This is a genomic window from Streptococcus sp. 9.1 (genome assembly GCF_016648815.1).
Lineage (GTDB): Bacteria > Bacillota > Bacilli > Lactobacillales > Streptococcaceae > Streptococcus > Streptococcus salivarius_E.
Genome location: NZ_JACLQS010000011.1, coordinates 24808 through 43046 on the forward strand (window position 1 = coordinate 24808; position 18239 = coordinate 43046).

Below are 18239 nucleotides of genomic sequence, written 5' to 3' on the forward strand. Positions count from 1 at the left end.
AGGCTTGTTTCTTCAAATGGATTATGGGCAGAAGGTTAGTCTTATGAGATTAGGGTTATGTATCTGTAATTGTATTCGTTTCCAAAATCCCTTAACATAGTATAGAGAAATAAAGTTATATTGAAAGGTGTATGTTATGGAAAAGAAAGTTGGATTTAAGTTGCACAAGGTCAAGAAAAACTGGGTGACTATTGGAGTTAGTACGCTGTCGATGGTTGCACTTGCGGGTGGAGCACTTTTAGCAGATCAATCGGCACAAGCAGATGAAGTGTCACTTCCTAATGGAGACGGTTTTGAACAAACAGATGCAGGCATTGAGTCAAGTGCTTCATTGATTAATGAAAGCTATTCGCCAACCTTGACAGAAGATGCTGGCCATTTGTCAGCAGTGTCATCTAGCTATGGCAGCCAAACAAGCTCAAGCTACGAGTCTTCATCATCTGCCTCAACAGGAGGCTCATCACAGACTGTGGTAGGTGGTGGAGCTGGTCAAGTGAGTTCGTCACAATCTTCTCAAGTCGTAGGAACACAAAACTCTAATTCATCACAAACGGGTTCTGCTTACCAATCAAGTAGCAGCTCAGCATCAGTAAGTGCTAGTGCGTCAAGTTCGTCAAGCTCATCAAGTTCAGCTTGGTATTCTTACTCGTCGTCATCTTCATGGTCTTCATCATCGTCAGCTAGCGGTTTTGCGACAATTACGACAAGTTCGTCTGACTCAAACGGCATTCATTGGAATGGTGGTCGAAACACGACAATTACCATCACGGCTTCAGGAACGACGCCAAATGTGACTATCGTTTCGAATTCAAATAAACTCTTTCCGAATGTGACAGTAGGTCAATCAAGCGGTTCAAATGCTAATGTCACTATCATTTCGCAAGGAAATCAACAAAATAACTCAGGTTACCAAATCATCACAGGTGAGACTAAACCAAGTGTTGATTCGAACAATGCCAAGTCATCATTTGTACGTGTAGGCGAAAATCAATGGTATTATTACGATCAATATGGCCAAAAGGTCAAAGGCGAAAAGGTTATCGATGGCAAGGCTTATTACTTCTTTGAAAATGGTCTTCAAGCTCGTGACTCACTTGTTAAAGGTAGCGATGGCTACACTTATTACTACGATAAGAATGGTGTGAAAGCTATCAACGGTTTCTACGATTTTGCAGGTTATCGTAAGGATGTCCGCTATTTCGACTGTTATGGTCACATGGCTACTGGTCTCCTTGAAATGGGTGGCACAACCTTCTACTTTGATACACAAACAGGTATCCAAGCTAAAGACAAGTTTATTCGCTTCTCAGATGGCCGTATCCGTTACTTCATCCCTGATACTGGTAACATGGCTGTAAATACTTTTGTTCAAAATAAAGAAAACCAAGCTTGGTACTACCTAGATGAACATGGTTACGCTGTGACAGGAAAACGTATCATCAATGGTAAAGAATACTGCTTTGACTCAGAAGGCCGTCAAATCAAAGGTCAGATGATGCAACAAGGCAACAAGCAATACTACATTTCAGCTCAAACAGGTGAAATGGCTGTTTCACGCTTTATCTTTGAAAACAACAACTGGTATTATGCGGATGCTTTTGGTTGCCTCGTTCAAGGTGCAAAAGTGATTGATGGTAAACTCTATTACTTCAATAAAGACCATAGCCAATTAAAAGGTGGCTGGGCTGAAGGACGCTATTATGATGCCGTTACTGGCCAATCAGTCATCAACCAATTCATTCAAATCGCGGCTAACCAATGGGCTTACCTTAACCAAGATGGTCACAAAGTAACAGGTCTTCAAAACATTAACAATAAAGTGTACTACTTTGGTAGCAATGGTGCTCAAGTCAAAGGGAAATTGCTCACTGTCCAAGGTAAGAAATGCTACTTTGATGCCCACACTGGCGAGCAAGTGGTGAATCGCTTTGTCGAAGCTGGACGTGGTTGCTGGTATTACTTCAACGCAGCAGGTCAAGCAGTGACTGGACAACAGGTCATCAATGGTAAACACCTATACTTTGACGGTTCAGGTCGTCAAGTTAAGGGACGTTATGTCTATGTTGGTGGTAAACGCCTCTTCTGTGATGCTAAAACTGGTGAATTGAGACAGCGTCGCTAATTAAGATGTACTTTAAAAATCTAGAGCGAATTTTTCCTTTTCCTATATAAATTACTATTATTATTTTCCTATCAGAACTCTAGATGATTAAATAGACGAAAAAGCCAGCATAAGCTGGTTTTTTTAGTGAAGATAAGGTTTTGCTGTTTTTTTAGGTGCTTTTTTCATGCTTAAATCCTAATAATTTTATCCCTCTCATATTCAAAAGAAGGAGCCATAGCCGTGTTATAATGGGTATTATAGTTGTATTTAGGGAAATAGAGATAGGGGGAGTTATGAGAAACTATCTCGTTAAACTCGAGGCGTAACTGACTTTTTAGAGGAGGGAAATCATGCTTATCTTGGCTTGGATTATCATTGTCATATTATTTCTTTTAATTTCGAATTATTACTTTTATAAAACAGATTCCAGAACACGAAAAAAAGCATTCCTCTATGCAATTATTGAGACCATAGGTGCATTTTTCACTAGTAGGTGGTAGTAAATAGAAAGTGAGTAAAAACACCAATCAGAGTTAATCACGCAGGTTTTCACAGTTATATGTCAATACCTCTAGTTAAACCCTTTATTTCATCTTAGAAATGAAGGTTTTTTTATTTAAAAATAAATTAAGATTGTTGGAGTGCAAGGAGTGCTTGGAGGGGCTATAACCTAATGATACCGTTAGTTACCAATTCCTCGTTTACTCTACCATTCATTTGAGCCTGATTTCTTAGAAAACTAGGGGCTATACATTAAGCTGATATTATAGTTGTGTAATTGTATTCTCTTGTCAAATAGCTTATGATAGAAATAATATAAGGGAAAAAGGTATATAATATGGAACAAAAAGTACGCTTTAAAATGCATAAAGTGAAGAAGAATTGGGTGACAATTGGGGTAACAGCACTCTCAATGGTTACTGTTGCTGGTGGAACCTTGTTGGCGGATCAACAGGTTCAGGCCGATGAGCAAAATCCTGCGAATCAGTCGGGTGATAGCAGTCAGGATTTGCTTCAAGAAACACCTGCCACAACTAATGATGCAGCAACTACGGTAGCACCAACTATCGCAGCAGATGCTAATACTGCTAGCGTCAACATTCCCGTTGCAGATACCACTAGCACGACAACAGCTGTCACAGATAGAGCAGCAGCACCTACCACAAACGTAGCAACAGTTGACACCAACTCAGGTCAAGCAGCACCTAGCACAAATGTGCAACCAGCTGCAGCTGATACGAGTGCTACAACTACAGATGCAAATACTAACGCTGCAACTACAGACCGTGCAGCAACAACGGATACGGCAAATACAGAAGCTCATACACGTAGTCGTCGTGTCTTGGCAGAAACTCGTGAAGCCAACACCAACACGTCGACTGGAATCCAATGGATTAACGGCAAACAATACTATGTCAATAGTGACGGTAGTGTGCGTAAGAACTTTGTCTTTGAGCAAGATGGTAAGTCTTATTACTTTGATGCTGAAACAGGGGCTCTTGCAACTAAGTCACAGGATGAATTTTCAACAGAACCTATCAAGGCAACCGTCGATTTTTCATCTGGAAACCAGCTCTACAAAAACGATGACAAATCTTTGGACCAGCTTGACACCTTCATCACAGCCGATGCTTGGTATCGTCCAAAGAGCATTCTCAAGGATGGGAAAACTTGGACAGCTTCAACTGAAGCGGACAAACGTCCTCTATTGATGGTTTGGTGGCCTGATAAGTCTACTCAGGTCAACTACCTTAACTACATGCAAAATCAAGGTCTTGGTGCAGGGTCATTTTCAACCAACTCTAGCCAGGAAAGTCTAGACCAAGCTGCTAAAACGGTTCAGACTAAGATTGAAGAACGTATCGCGCGTGAAGGCAATACTAACTGGTTGCGTACAAGTATTGACCAATTTATCAAGACGCAGCCAGGTTGGAATAGCAGTACTGAAAATAGTTCATATGACCACTTACAAGGCGGACAATTACTCTTTAACAACAGTAAGGGTGATACAGGAAACCGTACTAGCCACGCCAATTCTGATTATCGTCTCCTAAACCGCACACCGACAAACCAGACTGGGACACGTAAGTATTTCAAGGACAATTCTATCGGTGGTCTTGAGTTCTTGCTTGCCAACGATATTGACAACTCAAACCCAGCTGTTCAGGCAGAGCAACTTAACTGGCTCCACTTCATGATGAATATCGGAAGTATCATGGCCAATGACCCAACTGCTAACTTTGACGGTTTGCGTGTCGATGCCTTGGACAATGTGGATGCTGACCTTCTTCAGATTGCGTCAGATTACTTCAAAGCAGCCTATGGTGTTGACAAGTCTGAAGCCAATGCGATCAAACACTTGTCATACTTGGAAGCCTGGTCTGCCAACGACCCATACTACAACAAGGATACTAAAGGGGCGCAACTTCCGATTGATAATGCCCTTCGTAATGCCCTTACCAACCTTTTGATGCGTGATAAAAATACACGTATGCAGCTTGGGGACATGACGGCCTTCATCAACAGTAGTTTGAATCCACGAGGTGCTAACGATAAGAACGGTGAACGTATGGCCAACTATATTTTCACCCGTGCCCACGATACTGAAGCGCAAACCATTATCCAACGTATCATTCGTGATCGTATTAATCCAAATCTGTTTGGTTACAATTTCACCCGTGATGAAATCAAGAAGGCCTTCGAGATTTACAATGCGGATATCAATACAGCTCACAAGACTTATGCGTCATATAACTTGCCATCTGTCTATGCCCTCATGTTGACCAACAAGGACTCTGTAACACGTGTTTATTACGGTGACCTCTACCGTGAGGATGGTCACTACATGGCGAAAAAGACGCCTTACTTTGATGCTATCGACACCCTCTTGCGTGCCCGTATCAAGTATGTAGCTGGTGGTCAAGACATGGAAGTGAAGAAAGTCGGAAATGATGGACTTTTGACTTCTGTTCGTTATGGTAAAGGTGCCAATAACAGAACTGATTGGGGAACTGCTGAAACCCGTACGCAAGGTATGGGTGTCATCATGACTAACAACTATGATTTCCGATTGGGTAGCAATGAAACTGTAACGATGAATATGGGTAGAGCCCATCGCAATCAGCTTTATCGCCCATTGCTTTTGACGACTAAGGATGGTATAGCAACCTACCTCAACGATTCTGATGTGCCTAAAAACCTTCTTAAACGAACTGACTGGAATGGGAACTTGACCTTCAATGCCAATGATATTTTTGGTGTGGAAAATGTGCAAGTATCAGGTTACCTCGGTGTCTGGGTACCAGTCGGGGCTAAGGCTAACCAAGACGCACGTACACAACCAAGTAACCGTGCCAATAGCGATGGTCAAGTTTACAAGTCTTCAGCAGCCCTTGATTCTCAGGTTATGTATGAAGCCTTCTCAAACTTCCAAGCCTTTGCGGATGATCAGCCAGAACTCTATATGAACCGTGTCTTGGCTAAGAACACTGCCTTGCTCAAAGCTTGGGGAATCACGTCGGTTGGACTCCCACCACAGTACGTTTCAAGTAAAGATGGCACTTTCCTTGACTCAACAATTGATAATGGTTATGCCTTTGATGACCGTTACGATATGGCCTTGAGTCAAAATAATAAATACGGCTCACTTGAGGACCTCCTTAATGTCCTTCGTGCCCTCCACAAAGACGGTATTCAAGCCATTGCTGACTGGGTGCCAGACCAAATCTATAACCTCCCAGGAAAAGAAGTGGTTAATGCGACACGTGTTAACGGTTATGGTAACCACCAAGTAGGCTACCAAATCATTGACCAAGCCTATGTGGCTAATACTCGTACAGATGGTACAGACTATCAAGGTAAATATGGTGGTGCCTTCCTTGATGAGCTTAAAGCTAAATACCCATCTATTTTCAACCGTGTGCAAATCTCAAATGGTAAGCAGTTGCCTACGAATGAAAAGATTACTAAATGGTCTGCTAAGTACTTCAACGGAACTAATATCCTTGGACGAGGTATCAACTATGTCCTTCGTGATGACAAGACTAACCAGTACTTTAATACTTCAGCCAACAGCCAACTCTTGCCAACACCACTTCGCGATACAGGTGCCATCACAAGCACTCAAGTCTTCCAACGTCGTGGACAAGATGTTTATTTCCTACGTGATAACCAAGCTGTTAAGAATGAATTTGTTCAAGATGGTAACGGTAACTGGTATTACTTCGGTGGTGACGGTAAGATGACCAAGGGTGCCCAAAACATCAATAACAAGGATTACTATTTCTTTGACAATGGTATCCAATTGCGTAACGCCCTTCGTCGTGCTAGCAACGGCTATACCTACTATTACGGTCTAGACGGTGCCATGGTTAAGAATGCCTTCGTTGATTTTGATGACAAGCATAAGCAGGTTCGTGCCTTTACGACTCAAGGAACAATGGTAGTAGGTAACCTTCATTGGAGTGGCCACCATTTCTACTTTGACCGTGAAACGGGTATCCAGGCTAAGGATCGCGTTGTCCGCACAGATGATGGTAAATTGCATTACTATGTTGCTGAAACTGGAGATATGGGACGTAACGTCTTTGCGACAGACAGCAGCACAGGTAAACGTTATTACTTTGACGCTGACGGTAACACTGTGACTGGTTCACGTGTCATTGATGGTAAGACTTATTACTTTAACCAAGATGGTAGCGTCGGTACGGCCTACAGCAATCGTGCAGATTCTATTATCTTTGAAAATGGTAAGGCTCGCTACATTACACCAGCAGGCGAAATCGGACGCAGCATCTTTGTCTATAATCCAGCAACTAAGGCTTGGAACTACTTTGATAAAGAAGGTAACCGTGTTACAGGACGTCAATACATTGATGGTCACCTCTATTACTTCAAGGAAGATGGTAGCCAAGCTAAGGGTGAAATTATCGAAGAAAATGGTATCAAATATTATTATGAGCCAGAATCAGGTATTCTTGCTAGCGGACGCTACCTCCAAGTAGGTGATGACCAGTGGATGTACTTCAAACATGACGGTTCACTGGCTATAGGCCAAGTTCGTGCTGATCATGGATACCTTAAGTACTTTGATAAAAATGGTATCCAAGTTAAGGGGAAAACTGTTGTCGAAGATGGTAAGACTTATTACTATGATGCCCACAGTGGAGCTCTTGTAACAAGCAGCTTTGCTGAGATTGCACCAAACCAATGGTCTTACTTCAATACTGATGGCCAAGCCCTTAAAGGCAAGTGGACTATCAATGGCAAGGAATACTACTTTGACCAAAATGGTATCCAATACAAGGGCAAAGCTGTTAAGGTCGGTAGTCGTTACAAGTACTATGACGAAAACGATGGCCAACCTGTAACCAACCGCTTCGCTCAAATCGAGCCTAACGTCTGGGCTTATTTCGGAGCTGATGGCTATGCCGTAACAGGCGAACAAGTCATCAATGGCCAACACCTTTACTTTGACCAATCAGGTCGCCAAGTTAAAGGCGCCTACGTCACAGTCAACGGCCAACGCCGTTACTACGATGCTAACACTGGCGAATATGTCCCAGGAAGATAAGCAGTAGTAGCCCATGTGACTGACTAGAGAACACACAGCCGAGAATGAGGGAAAATTCTCAAGAAGAAAGATCGTGAAAACGGTCTTTTTTTGTACTCCTATTTCGATTTTCTTCGAAATACTATTGACAGTGCTTTCAGAAAAGCGTAGAATCTATTTCGAAAAGTATAGAAATAGGTATTATGACTTAAGTCGTACTGATGCTCCGTATCAAGGAAAGGATAAATCAAATGGAAACATTCCTTTTTATGACAATTCTTGCCATGTTAGTTATCGCCATCATAAGTTTTATCGTTCTGAAGAAAAAATGGCAATTTTCAATCAAGCTCTTTTTAGTAGGTCTGATTGGTTTTGCCTTACCTGTCATGATGATTGAAGGACCTATCAATGCTGTGGCTGTTTCTGGTCTTGCTCACTCTTCTAAATGGTTGACCATTATTTATGGAGGACTTATGGCTGGCCTTGTCGAAGAAACAACACGCTATGTGGTGTTTAAGGTCCTTGCTAAGAAAAGAAGGTTGATGACATCTGATATTGTTGCCTACGGTTTTGGACATGGACTTAGTGAATTTATTTTGCTTGGAGTGATGGGGTTATTCACTTACATCATTGCTTTACAGGCCATTCATTCAGGTCAGACCAGTCAATTGCCGCCACTTCTTGTGAGTCAGGTCAACCAACTAACTGGATTTGCAGTGGTTATGTCTCTCTTTGAAAGACTAGTTGCCTTGGTTTTACATGTCTTGCTTACAGCTTGGGATTTTCTAGCAGTCACTAAGCAAAAGCTTTCATTCTATTTTGGGGCGATATTACTTCATGCTACCATCGATTTTTTGGCAGGTGCTTATCAACAAGGGATAGTCAGAAATATCTTATTAATCGAAGTCATGTTAGCTATTTATATGCTAGGTGTCGGACTTGTGACAAGCCAAATTTGGAAAAAGGAGGAAACTCATGGGCTTATCTGAAACCTTAAAAGCCATCTCTGCCCCTGTGAGGAGAGAAATTTTAGACTATCTAAAGTCTGGGCCCAAGTCTGCTGGTGAAATCAGCCAGCAGTTTGACTTGGCTCCTGCAACAGTTTCCCATCATTTGTCTACCTTGAAAAAAGCAGGACTTATTGAAGAAGAAAAACAGAAGAATTTTATCTACTACAGTTTGAACTTGACCGTTTTTGAAGAAATTTTAACTTGGATTCAATCACTTGGAGGAAAAGAAGATGAAAAATAATATGCAAAGAGTCATTGGTAATATAGTGATACTTACACCGGTTATTGTCGGACTAGTCTTTTACAAACAACTACCAAATCAGATTGCAATCCACTTTAATGTGGAAGAGCAAGCCAATGGTTTTATGAATCGCAATTTAGCAATTGTTGCACTTCCTTTTCTTGCGTTAATCATATATAATCTCTGTTTTTCATTCTTTAAACAAATAACGATCCCATTCTTAAAAGAGTTTATGCTATGGTTGGTCCCAATTTCTGCTGTGCTTATTCAAGGTCTTATATTGATTGTTGCCTTAGGAGGCCATGTTCAAGTTCGCTTGACTGTGATTTGGTTAGTGGCACTCATTTTTCTAGTGATTGGAAATTATCTTCCTAAAAGAATAGGTCTGGCTACAAAAAATCATAACCAGAGCAGTAAATCAGTAGTGAGAAAGTTGGGATACCTAATGGTTGCGATGAGTCTTGTCTTGCTAATAAGTCTCTGCTTTAATCCCTATACTACAATTATGATTTTAGGCATTTTTATAGTTCTTATCTTGAGTATCTTGTTACCCAATTTTCGCTGTTTAAGAAAATAAAGAGAAGTAATCGTCTGATTACTTCTTTTTGTCCGTTCGTGCATTCGTGGCAGAAGGATATTTTTGTTCTTGAATTTAATATGCTAGATGTGTATAATGATGTCATAGCGAACTATCAAAAGAGGTCGTTGCTCATGACAACACAAACAATTAACCAATTTAATTCACTTGCTCGACCTAATCTTGCTACAGGTTATAGGAGGTAATCTAGATGACAAAAAGCAATAACACGCAAATTACGGATATCTTAAACAATATCTATAATCTGATTGTAAATCCAGAAACAACTGAAAATGAGAGAGAGTTGCTTGTCAAGTTTAAAAATGAAATAGAAGTTGGGAAGAAGGATAATGATGAACTTCTAGCAGAATTATGTAGAGCTATTCAAGTTCTAGCAGTCCGCAATCTTTCTAAAGGCAAATCACTGAGTTCTGGAGTGAGTGACTTGAGTAAGACGCTCACAGAATTCCAAGAAAAATCAGAGCGTAACTTTAATCTAGCAAGAGGATTAACATCACTCGGCAGTTTGTCTTTTAAATGATTTATCTGCTTGTGATGATTAGTAAAATGACAAAAAAGATCAACTAAACCCATTAAGTTGGATTTAGTTGATCTTTTATTGTTCTTATCTTTGGTGTCGTAATACCTAATTTTCGCTATTTAAGAAAATAAAAAGAAGTAATCGTCTGATTACTTCTTTTTGTCTCCCAAAAACAGCTTGCTAAAATAAGTGTTCTAATGATATAATACAAATATATTAATTTAATTTTATGAGGAGTATTTATGAAAAAGCGTAAGAAAATTATTCTTGGCTCCATAACGGGAGCTTTGGCCTTAGCTCTTGCTGGAGGCGGTTTTTGGGCTTATAAAACCTTTGTTCCGCAAGAAACGCCAATTGATAAGAATGCTACGGTAGCTTCTAATTTTTATCAAGCTGTTAACAAGGACTGGCTCCTAAAAGCCAAAATTCCTGCTGATTCTCCAAGCATTGATAATTTTTATACTCTAGATGAAGATATCAAAGGCAAGCTAAAGAAGGATATCAAAAATTTAGGGGAGGGCAAGGAAACGTCAGATATTACGGGAATGTCTGAGTTTATCACCTTCTACAAGGCTGCTAGTAATTACAAGCAACGTGAGAAAGATGGACTTGAACCTCTCAAACCTTATCTAAAAGAAATTGAGGATATCAAGGATGTAAATGATTTGGCCAGTAAATCTGCTAGCTTGACTGATAAAGGGATTCCTCTTCCATTTGGTTATGACGTAGGAACTAACGCAGAGAATACCAGCCAAAAACAAATCCAATTGAGTCCCCCAAGTATCTTATTGCCAGATGTGTCTATTTATAAAGACGAGGCCAGCAAGAAACAATATTTGACTCCAATTGAAACAGCCACGCAAAAAGCGTTGGAAATGCTTGGATATAGTGAAAAAAATAGTAAACGGATTGTCAAGGAAGCACTGGAGTTCGACGAAATCATTGCTAAGTACAGTCTCAGTAACGAAGAGATATCTGAAAGTAAGAATTTGGTTCACCCTAAAACAGCAGAAGAGATTAATGACTACTCTGGTTCCTTCAAATTATATGATGTCATCAAAGGTATCATGGGCCGTGATTTAAATACTATCAATGTTCCTAATACCAAGTATTTTGAGAACTATAGTAAGATCGTTAATCAGGACAATTTTTCTAAAATAAAATCATGGATATTAGTGCAAGAAGCTATGGCAGCGTCAAATTCTTTGACAGAAGATTACCGTTTGAATTTTGCATCGATTAGCATGGCTATTATGGGCACACAAAAGCCAATTTCTAAAGAAGATACAGTCTATGAGATGAGTGTCAATCTGTTTAGCGATGTCATGAGTGTCTATTATGGACGTAAATACTTTGGTGAAGAAGCCAAGACTGATGTGACAGGTATGATTGATAAAATCAAAAATGTCTATCGTGGCCGTCTCCAACAGAATGATTGGTTGACGGAAGGCACACGCAACAAGGCCATCGAAAAGTTGGATAAAATGAAGGTTTTCGTAGGTTATCAGGAAGATGTCGATCCTGGTACTAAGGAACTACATCTTGACCCTAACAAGTCCTTCTTTGAACTGTCAGAAGATATTGCCCAGTTCGGAAAACGTTATACCATTGATCATTTTGATGATCCTATTGATAAGAATAAATGGTCTGGTTCTGCTTTTGATATCAATGCCTATTACAACCCAGAAAGTAACAGTATCAACTTCCCGGCTGGTATTTTGCAAGCTCCGTTTTATGACAAAAACCAAAGTACTGAAAAGAACTATGGTGGTATCGGTGTCGTGATTGGACATGAAATTACCCATGCCTTTGACTCCAATGGAGCCGATTATGATGAGAATGGTGACATGCATAACTGGTGGACAAAAGCAGATACTAAAGCTTTCGACAAGAGGATCAAAGCCTTTGAAGACCAGTGGAATGGTTTGGAAATTTACGGGACTAAGGTAAATGGAAAACTCACAGTCACTGAGAATGTCGCAGATGCTGGTGGTCTCTCATCCACACTACAAGTTCTCAAAACAGATATGACAAAACCTAACCTCAAGGATTACTTTGAGAACTACGCAGATATCTGGAAACAAAAGGCTAGCCTACAGTACAACAAATATACCATGGTGCAAGACGTCCACGCACCAAATGAGCTACGTGTTAACCAACAACTTAAAAACCTTCCTGAGTTCTATGAGACCTACCCTCAAATCAAAGAAGGGGATGACATGTACTTGGCACCAAGCAAACGCATTAGTTTGTGGTAAGATGTGTTGCTATTTTGTAAATCAACAAGAAGAGAATTTGGAATGGAAACATCCCAGGTTCTCTTTTTATGTTGTCGTTTTGGGGAATCATTTTCTAGTGTTATAATGGTGCTATTAAGGAAAGGATTCAAGAATGAAGCATAAAAGGAATCTGATAGAAGATAATAAAAGAGGTGAGAATCAGAGCTTTCTCTACTTCCTACACGAGGAGAAACAATTTGACGTAAAGGCACTTGATGATTTGTGTCACTACATCATAGAACTGGATACAATCAGTCTCGAGGAGCTGAGAGATATCCATTATATTGAAAATCAAATACTACGCCATCTCGTGTATCATTTTGATGATAATGATTTAAGTAAGATTTCAAATCTTCCTTTTGAGTATTGGGAGCATATAGAACCCTTTGAACGTTTGGTGGAATCTTTGTATGAGGGTGATGGTGAGAAATGACAATTATCCAGGGCATAACAAAGACTTAATCGAGCGTTTAAACCAGCAGTATGGCTATGCTAAAGATGTTAAGGAATATTTTGATTTGAAGTAGATTGATGAAAGAGATTCTGTCAGGTAGCTTTACTATGTTTTAGAAAATAAAAAGAAAACACCAGAAAAATTGATTTCTGGTGTTTTTGAATACATTTTGGCAAAAATGAGGTATTTTTCAAATGCTTACAGTTGTTAGTTTGATGTTAATCCTTTTTCTCTGTAGCTACGCCATTTTCGTCAATAATATAGGTTTTTCCATCTTTTTCAAGCGTAGTGTTAGTGGTAATTGGAGAACCTTTTGAGTATGGACTAACTGATATCGGCATTTCAAAATGATAAAGTTTACCATCAAACTCTGCCCATTCGCCACTAAAAGGAGTAGTCATATAAATTTCAGGGTTGAAATAATAAAGTCTATTATCTTCTAACCGAATGACACCTGTTTTTACAACTCCATTTTCATCAGAGATACAGAAACCATTCCAAGAGGTCGAGGTGTCTGTAGCTGTATTCCTTAGAAGTCGTCCTTTAGGGCCAAAAAGATAGGTCTTTTCATTGATATTTTTTAGATATGTTCGGTTTTCAGCTCCCCATGGTGGGCTGATATAGTAGGTTTCATTATTATGAGTAACCCATCCGAACTGTAGATGACCGTCTTTATCAGCATAATAGTAATTGTAGTTGCCGTCAATATCATTAGAAAGCATACTACCGTCTTTTTTGAAGAAATAATCGAAATCACCTATCTTGTATCTATCATTTCGAACTTGATAGCCATCTTCTTTAAAATAAACACGTTTACCGTCAATAGTTGCCCAACCAAATATCTGGCTTCCATCCTCGCCAAAATAAGTATATTCTTTAGAAAAGTAATCGCCTGTTTCATGGAATTTATTTACGAACATAGCACCAGTATCGTTATCGAAGAAATAGTACTTTCCATCAAGCAGAAGTCGTTTTCCTTTGGCTTGTTTTCCAGTTGGATCAAAGTAGTATTTTTGATGATTAATAATTTGAAGTCCTGTGGCTAACTGTCCGTTTTCTTTAATATAAGCCCAATCACCATCTTTATCTTGAATAAATTGTCCAGGTTTGTTCATAGTTACATAACCATTTTGGTCAATGACATAACGAATACCATTAAGTTCAAGTGTTCGGTTAGTCCACATAGCTCCGCTGTCTCTATCGAAATAATGTGTTTGACCGTCAATTTCGACAAGTCGTCCCTTAGCTTGTTTGCCCTCTTTATCAAAGTATAGAGTGACATTATCTATTGAATGGAGTCCGGTGACAGCTTTTCCCTCGTTATCAAAGTAGTACCAATTCCATGCATCATCGTGTTCGAAACGATTTGTTAGTTTAGTTTCGGTCGCTACTCCTTTATCATCAATGAGGTAGGCTTTTTTATTGTAAACTAAGGTCTTGGAAACTGTAAGAGGGGAAGTTTCGGAAAGCGAACTTGTTCTATTGAAAGCATAGAATTTATTGTCACTTTGAATTACAGTTTCTTCAATCTTGGTTAAATCTGTGTTTTCTGGAAGTAGATGTCCGATGTAAAAATCATTGTTTTCATCAAGATAGTATAGATTACCAAAATCATCATCAATAATACGTTTAATCTTATCGGTCTTTGTTTGTACTCCGTGGTTAATAATGTCTACTTCTTCTCTGACGGTATAGGTTCGGCTTCTTCCAGATTTGTAAGTTCTGTTTATGCTAGGTTCTAAGTGGTATAGCTTACCATCAATCGTTTTCCATGTAGGTGTTGTAACTGTAACCATTTGGGGGATATATCTTTCATGGTAAATATCTCCTTTATTTTCAAAATAATAGAGTTTACCATTATTTGCAGTGCTAACACCAGTAAGTACCCTCCCATCCTTATCTGTACCTACGATGCCATGGTAGTAAGTATAATCATCCATATACTGACGTACGAGTAAAGGTCCGAGATAGTTTTTCAGAAGTTTACCTTCAAAATAATAATAATCCTTACCACCTTTTGTGACAATAGCAGTGACTGCTGAACCAGAATTTGAAAAATAGTAGTCATCACCATTAATATGATGTTCTCCGGTTAGTACTTGACCAAATTTATTGGAGCGATAACTAGTATTTAAAGTTCCAGCAAAGACACGTAATGACTGAATATAAAAGGCATCTTTTACCAATTTTCCATGATTGTCAAAGAGGTATTTTTGTCCTTTGAAGGTAGTAAGAGCATTTTCAACTCGACCAGTATGATCAAAATAATAAAGTTGATCGCCAACTCGATGCCATCCATAGTAACGTCGACCATCAGAACCATAATAGATGTTATACGTTTTTTCAAATGGTTCCCATCTTCTGATTTCAATAGACCAAGTATGCCAATAGTTGGTTTTTACAGCACCTGAATAGTGACTAAAATAGTAATGGAAGCCGTCTATGATTCTTTCGCCATCTTTCGCTTGACGACCTTCTTCATCAAAGTAAAGAGTTACTCCATCTACATTTTGCCATCCTCTTAGTTTCTCTCCTGTTGCGGTGTAATAATACCAGTTGCCTGAGGAATCCTCTTCGAAATGGCCACCAGAAACAAGTGGACGTTGAGGAAGTTTCTGTTCAGTTTCAATCAAAAGTCCATTAGCTTCTGCGTGGTAAGTTTTTCCATTAATAGTGATGTCGGTATTTATGACCTTATGACCACTATCCTTATCAAAGTAATAGGGTTCGATACCTATTGTAACGATTTCACCCTTGGCCTGAACACCGTCTGGGTAGAAATACATGTCGAAGCCATCTATAGTCTGTTCGCCTGTTAGAAGTTTCCCTTCTTTATCACTATAGTACCAGTTGCCGTCGTCATCCGACCAAAAACGGTCACGAACCAATTGGCCAGTATCTTTTTGAAAATAATAGGAATTTCCATCTAGTACGACAAAGGCATCTTTAGCTTGGACACCATTAGGGTAAAAGTAGAGTGGTATATTGTCAATAACTTGTTTACCGATAAGTGCTTTCCCATCTTGGCCTAAGTAGTACCAATTTCCATTCTTATCAGATGCAAAAGCATTACGGGTAAGTTGTCCACTATCTTTCTCAAAGTGATATGTTGATCCATTAACGTGACGGGTGTCTCCTTTGACTTGCTTACCATCGGCATCGAAGTAGACATTCACATTATCAATATTTTGCATACCAGTAAGTGCTTTCCCATCCTTAATATAGTACCAGTTGCCCTGATCATCGCTAGTGTAATGACCGCCGGATATTACGGGACTTTCTTCTACTTCATGGGCTGCATTTGTTTCAGAATGTGATGTTTCAGAGCTTACGACTTCACTGCTAGTAACAGTAGAGACTTCCGAACGAAGAGCTTGTTGAGAGTTAATTTCAGAAGTACCTATGTCTGAAGTAGCTGCATCAGTGACACTTTGTTTAGATTCAGTAGAAGTAGTTTCAGTGATGATTTCTCTTGTGTTTGGTGTGACAAAAGATTTGTCTTCCTCTGCTTTAGTGGTGATTTCATTAGTTGACGAGCTTATGACATCGGTTGCATTTTCTTCTATGCTGTTTTCAACCGTTGGTTCTGAGGTGGGGTGAGTCTGTTCAGCTGCGGACACATAGCCCAAGCTTGCAAAACTAAGTCCTAGAGCTAGACCAGTTACTGCAATGGTTACCCATTGCTTTTTTACTTTGTGAAGTTTAAAGTATACTTTCTTTTCCATGATAATGCTCCTTTCATTAAACTGAACAATGTTAGCAAGGATATGGTTAACTCATGAGTAAAATTAAGGTAATATTATAGTTCTATTGCTTACATATCAAGTTTATCATCACATTTTAATAAAATCAAAGAATTGTGTAAGCGTTTTTATTTTTTGTATAAACTCTTTCCAACTCTACTCTAAACAAAACTGATAGTATATGAATGATAAACTTTCATTAAAGAGAGTTAATGATGTATTTGCTTTAAGTTAGCAGCGGATAGATCCTTGAGTAGGGTATTTTTGATATTCATAATATGCTATCCACTGATTTTAGAACGCCACCAAAAAAGCCACTGGTATACAAAACCAATGGCTTTCAACAATTTATTTCTTCTTCCCTAGTACAAAATAGCGGCTAGGGATTTGTTGTGTCAAACTGACGGCGATGGCGATGGTAAAGGAGGCCAGGAAACAAGCTCGTAGGAAGCTGAGGCCTAGGTCTGCATTTCCGATTAAGAGGAAGTAGACCGCACGGTAGAAGCTCATCCCTGGGATGAGTGGGAACATGCTTGAGGCTAGGAAGACTGTAGCTGGACATCTACGGTAGTGGGCCAAAAAGCGTGAGGTGATAGTGACTAATAGGGCTGGGAAGAGGATGGCGAGGACCTCGTGATGGGTATTGTTCCAAATCAAGAGGTAGAGGAGCCATGAGCCGGCACCTAGGGTCCCAAGGTCTAAGAAGTATTTCTTAGGCACTCGGTAAAGCACGGAGAAGGCTGCTGTCCCAAGTCCTGCCATGAAGGTCTGAATCAAGACCCCCAGCCATGAGGTTGACGGTGTTGAGAATATGCCTGATAACTGTTCCGCAAAGGGGAGGATGGAAATCATGGCAAGAACACCGACAGAGATAGATAGACAAGTGGAGACCCCTGACAACATCAGGGCCAGACCGCTATAGTAGTTGTTCTGGGTGAATTCTCGAATGGCATTTACAAAGTAAGCCCCAGGAATCAAAATCATCAAGGTGCCCAGAATAATCACGCTACGATGTTGCCCGATACCCAAATAATAGAGAATGTTAGCTGATAAAGCGGCAATGGCACTAGAAAGGATAATCTGCAAGAAACTGGTATGAATAAAACGGGAAAAGAGTTGCATGCCAATCCCTACAAAAACTCCCGATATAGCCGCAGCAGTTCCATCAATCCAGCTACTTCCAAGGGCTAGTGAGAAGCTCCCTGCACCAATGACACAGGCTATAATATCCTCTAAAGGACGATAGAAAGTCTTCTGCTCAATGGTTTTCAGCTTTTGGAAAATGCTAGATACAGGCTGATTTGGCTGTTCTGCCAGTTCTCGAGACAGGCGGTTTACTTCCTCTAGTTTACCTAGATGGATAGACGGGACTGAGGTAGCTAGGACACGAGACTCTTTAAGACCTGAGCGGTTGAGTCCAGAAATCATGACTCCTCGATTGACCACATAAGTGGAGAAGTCTCTGATACCAAGAGACTTGGCCATGTGTCCCATGGTGTCCTCGATACGGTAAATCTCAGCACCGCTCTCCATAAGGACACGGCCTGCCTGAAGGACGGCATCCATTTCATTTTTGGTTTCTATTTCTGTCTCTCTTGGAAAATCGATGGTCATTTGAACCTCCTTAGCGCTTAATTCGTCATTCCATTATAAGGCTTGAATGGTGGTTTTTCAATAGCTTTGACGACTAAAATAGGACTTTCTATGAGATTTTTCTTCTACTTAATGATAGGGGGCAG

10 protein-coding genes are annotated in these 18239 nt (G+C 39.9%); 8 read left to right on the top strand and 2 right to left on the bottom strand.

The features are described from left to right. The first annotated feature begins 136 nt into the window (after positions 1-136). The 8 genes from H7T93_RS07680 (at position 137) to H7T93_RS07715 (ending at position 12736) form a co-directional block, all read left to right on the top strand. Complete coding sequence (locus H7T93_RS07680; RefSeq protein WP_201041737.1) at positions 137-2122, top strand: KxYKxGKxW signal peptide domain-containing protein; 1986 nt, start codon at positions 137-139, stop codon at positions 2120-2122. Between the two features lie 820 nt (positions 2123-2942). Then, entirely contained in the window at positions 2943-7676 is a 4734-nt protein-coding gene (locus H7T93_RS07685; RefSeq protein ID WP_201041738.1) for a glycoside hydrolase family 70 protein, read from the top strand. Between the two features lie 230 nt (positions 7677-7906). Beyond that, positions 7907-8644 (top strand): YhfC family glutamic-type intramembrane protease, encoded by a 738-nt coding sequence (locus H7T93_RS07690; RefSeq protein ID WP_145517234.1) that lies wholly within the window; start codon positions 7907-7909, stop codon positions 8642-8644. Continuing rightward, positions 8631-8906 (top strand): autorepressor SdpR family transcription factor, encoded by a 276-nt coding sequence (locus H7T93_RS07695; RefSeq protein WP_045768468.1) that lies wholly within the window; start codon positions 8631-8633, stop codon positions 8904-8906. Before H7T93_RS07690 ends, H7T93_RS07695 begins: the two co-directional genes overlap by 14 nt. Continuing rightward, positions 8896-9483: a DUF1648 domain-containing protein gene (locus H7T93_RS07700; RefSeq protein ID WP_070847240.1), complete on the top strand. Its 588-nt coding sequence runs from the start codon at positions 8896-8898 to the stop codon at positions 9481-9483. The genes H7T93_RS07695 and H7T93_RS07700 overlap by 11 nt, the downstream gene beginning before the upstream one ends. Before the next feature lie 211 nt (positions 9484-9694). Continuing rightward, positions 9695-10024 (top strand): bacteriocin immunity protein, encoded by a 330-nt coding sequence (locus H7T93_RS07705; protein ID WP_014632901.1) that lies wholly within the window; start codon positions 9695-9697, stop codon positions 10022-10024. Positions 10025-10266: 242 nt separating this feature from the next. Beyond that, positions 10267-12282, top strand: a complete 2016-nt coding sequence (locus tag H7T93_RS07710) for a M13 family metallopeptidase (protein ID WP_201041739.1) — start codon at positions 10267-10269, stop codon at positions 12280-12282. 133 nt (positions 12283-12415) lie between these two features. After that, positions 12416-12736: a hypothetical protein gene (locus tag H7T93_RS07715; protein ID WP_037602257.1), complete on the top strand. Its 321-nt coding sequence runs from the start codon at positions 12416-12418 to the stop codon at positions 12734-12736. 239 nt (positions 12737-12975) lie between these two features. Here the strand turns inward: H7T93_RS07715 and H7T93_RS07720 are convergent, their stop codons facing one another. Together H7T93_RS07720 and H7T93_RS07725 are read right to left on the bottom strand one after the other, a co-directional pair. Next, positions 12976-16482, bottom strand: coding sequence for a KxYKxGKxW signal peptide domain-containing protein (locus tag H7T93_RS07720; protein ID WP_201041740.1), 3507 nt, complete (start codon positions 16480-16482; stop codon positions 12976-12978). A gap of 366 nt (positions 16483-16848) precedes the next feature. Further along, positions 16849-18114: a threonine/serine ThrE exporter family protein gene (locus tag H7T93_RS07725; protein WP_002891300.1), complete on the bottom strand. Its 1266-nt coding sequence runs from the start codon at positions 18112-18114 to the stop codon at positions 16849-16851. Positions 18115-18239: the final 125 nt, after the last annotated feature.

Coding starts and splice junctions, on each gene's coding strand:
- H7T93_RS07720 (WP_201041740.1), bottom strand. CDS start 16,482: ATGGAAAAGAAAGTATACTTTAAACTTCACAAAGTAAAAAAGCAATGG.
- H7T93_RS07705 (WP_014632901.1), top strand. CDS start 9,695: ATGACAAAAAGCAATAACACGCAAATTACGGATATCTTAAACAATATC.
- H7T93_RS07690 (WP_145517234.1), top strand. CDS start 7,907: ATGGAAACATTCCTTTTTATGACAATTCTTGCCATGTTAGTTATCGCC.
- H7T93_RS07715 (WP_037602257.1), top strand. CDS start 12,416: ATGAAGCATAAAAGGAATCTGATAGAAGATAATAAAAGAGGTGAGAAT.
- H7T93_RS07725 (WP_002891300.1), bottom strand. CDS start 18,114: ATGACCATCGATTTTCCAAGAGAGACAGAAATAGAAACCAAAAATGAA.
- H7T93_RS07680 (WP_201041737.1), top strand. CDS start 137: ATGGAAAAGAAAGTTGGATTTAAGTTGCACAAGGTCAAGAAAAACTGG.
- H7T93_RS07695 (WP_045768468.1), top strand. CDS start 8,631: ATGGGCTTATCTGAAACCTTAAAAGCCATCTCTGCCCCTGTGAGGAGA.
- H7T93_RS07700 (WP_070847240.1), top strand. CDS start 8,896: ATGAAAAATAATATGCAAAGAGTCATTGGTAATATAGTGATACTTACA.
- H7T93_RS07685 (WP_201041738.1), top strand. CDS start 2,943: ATGGAACAAAAAGTACGCTTTAAAATGCATAAAGTGAAGAAGAATTGG.
- H7T93_RS07710 (WP_201041739.1), top strand. CDS start 10,267: ATGAAAAAGCGTAAGAAAATTATTCTTGGCTCCATAACGGGAGCTTTG.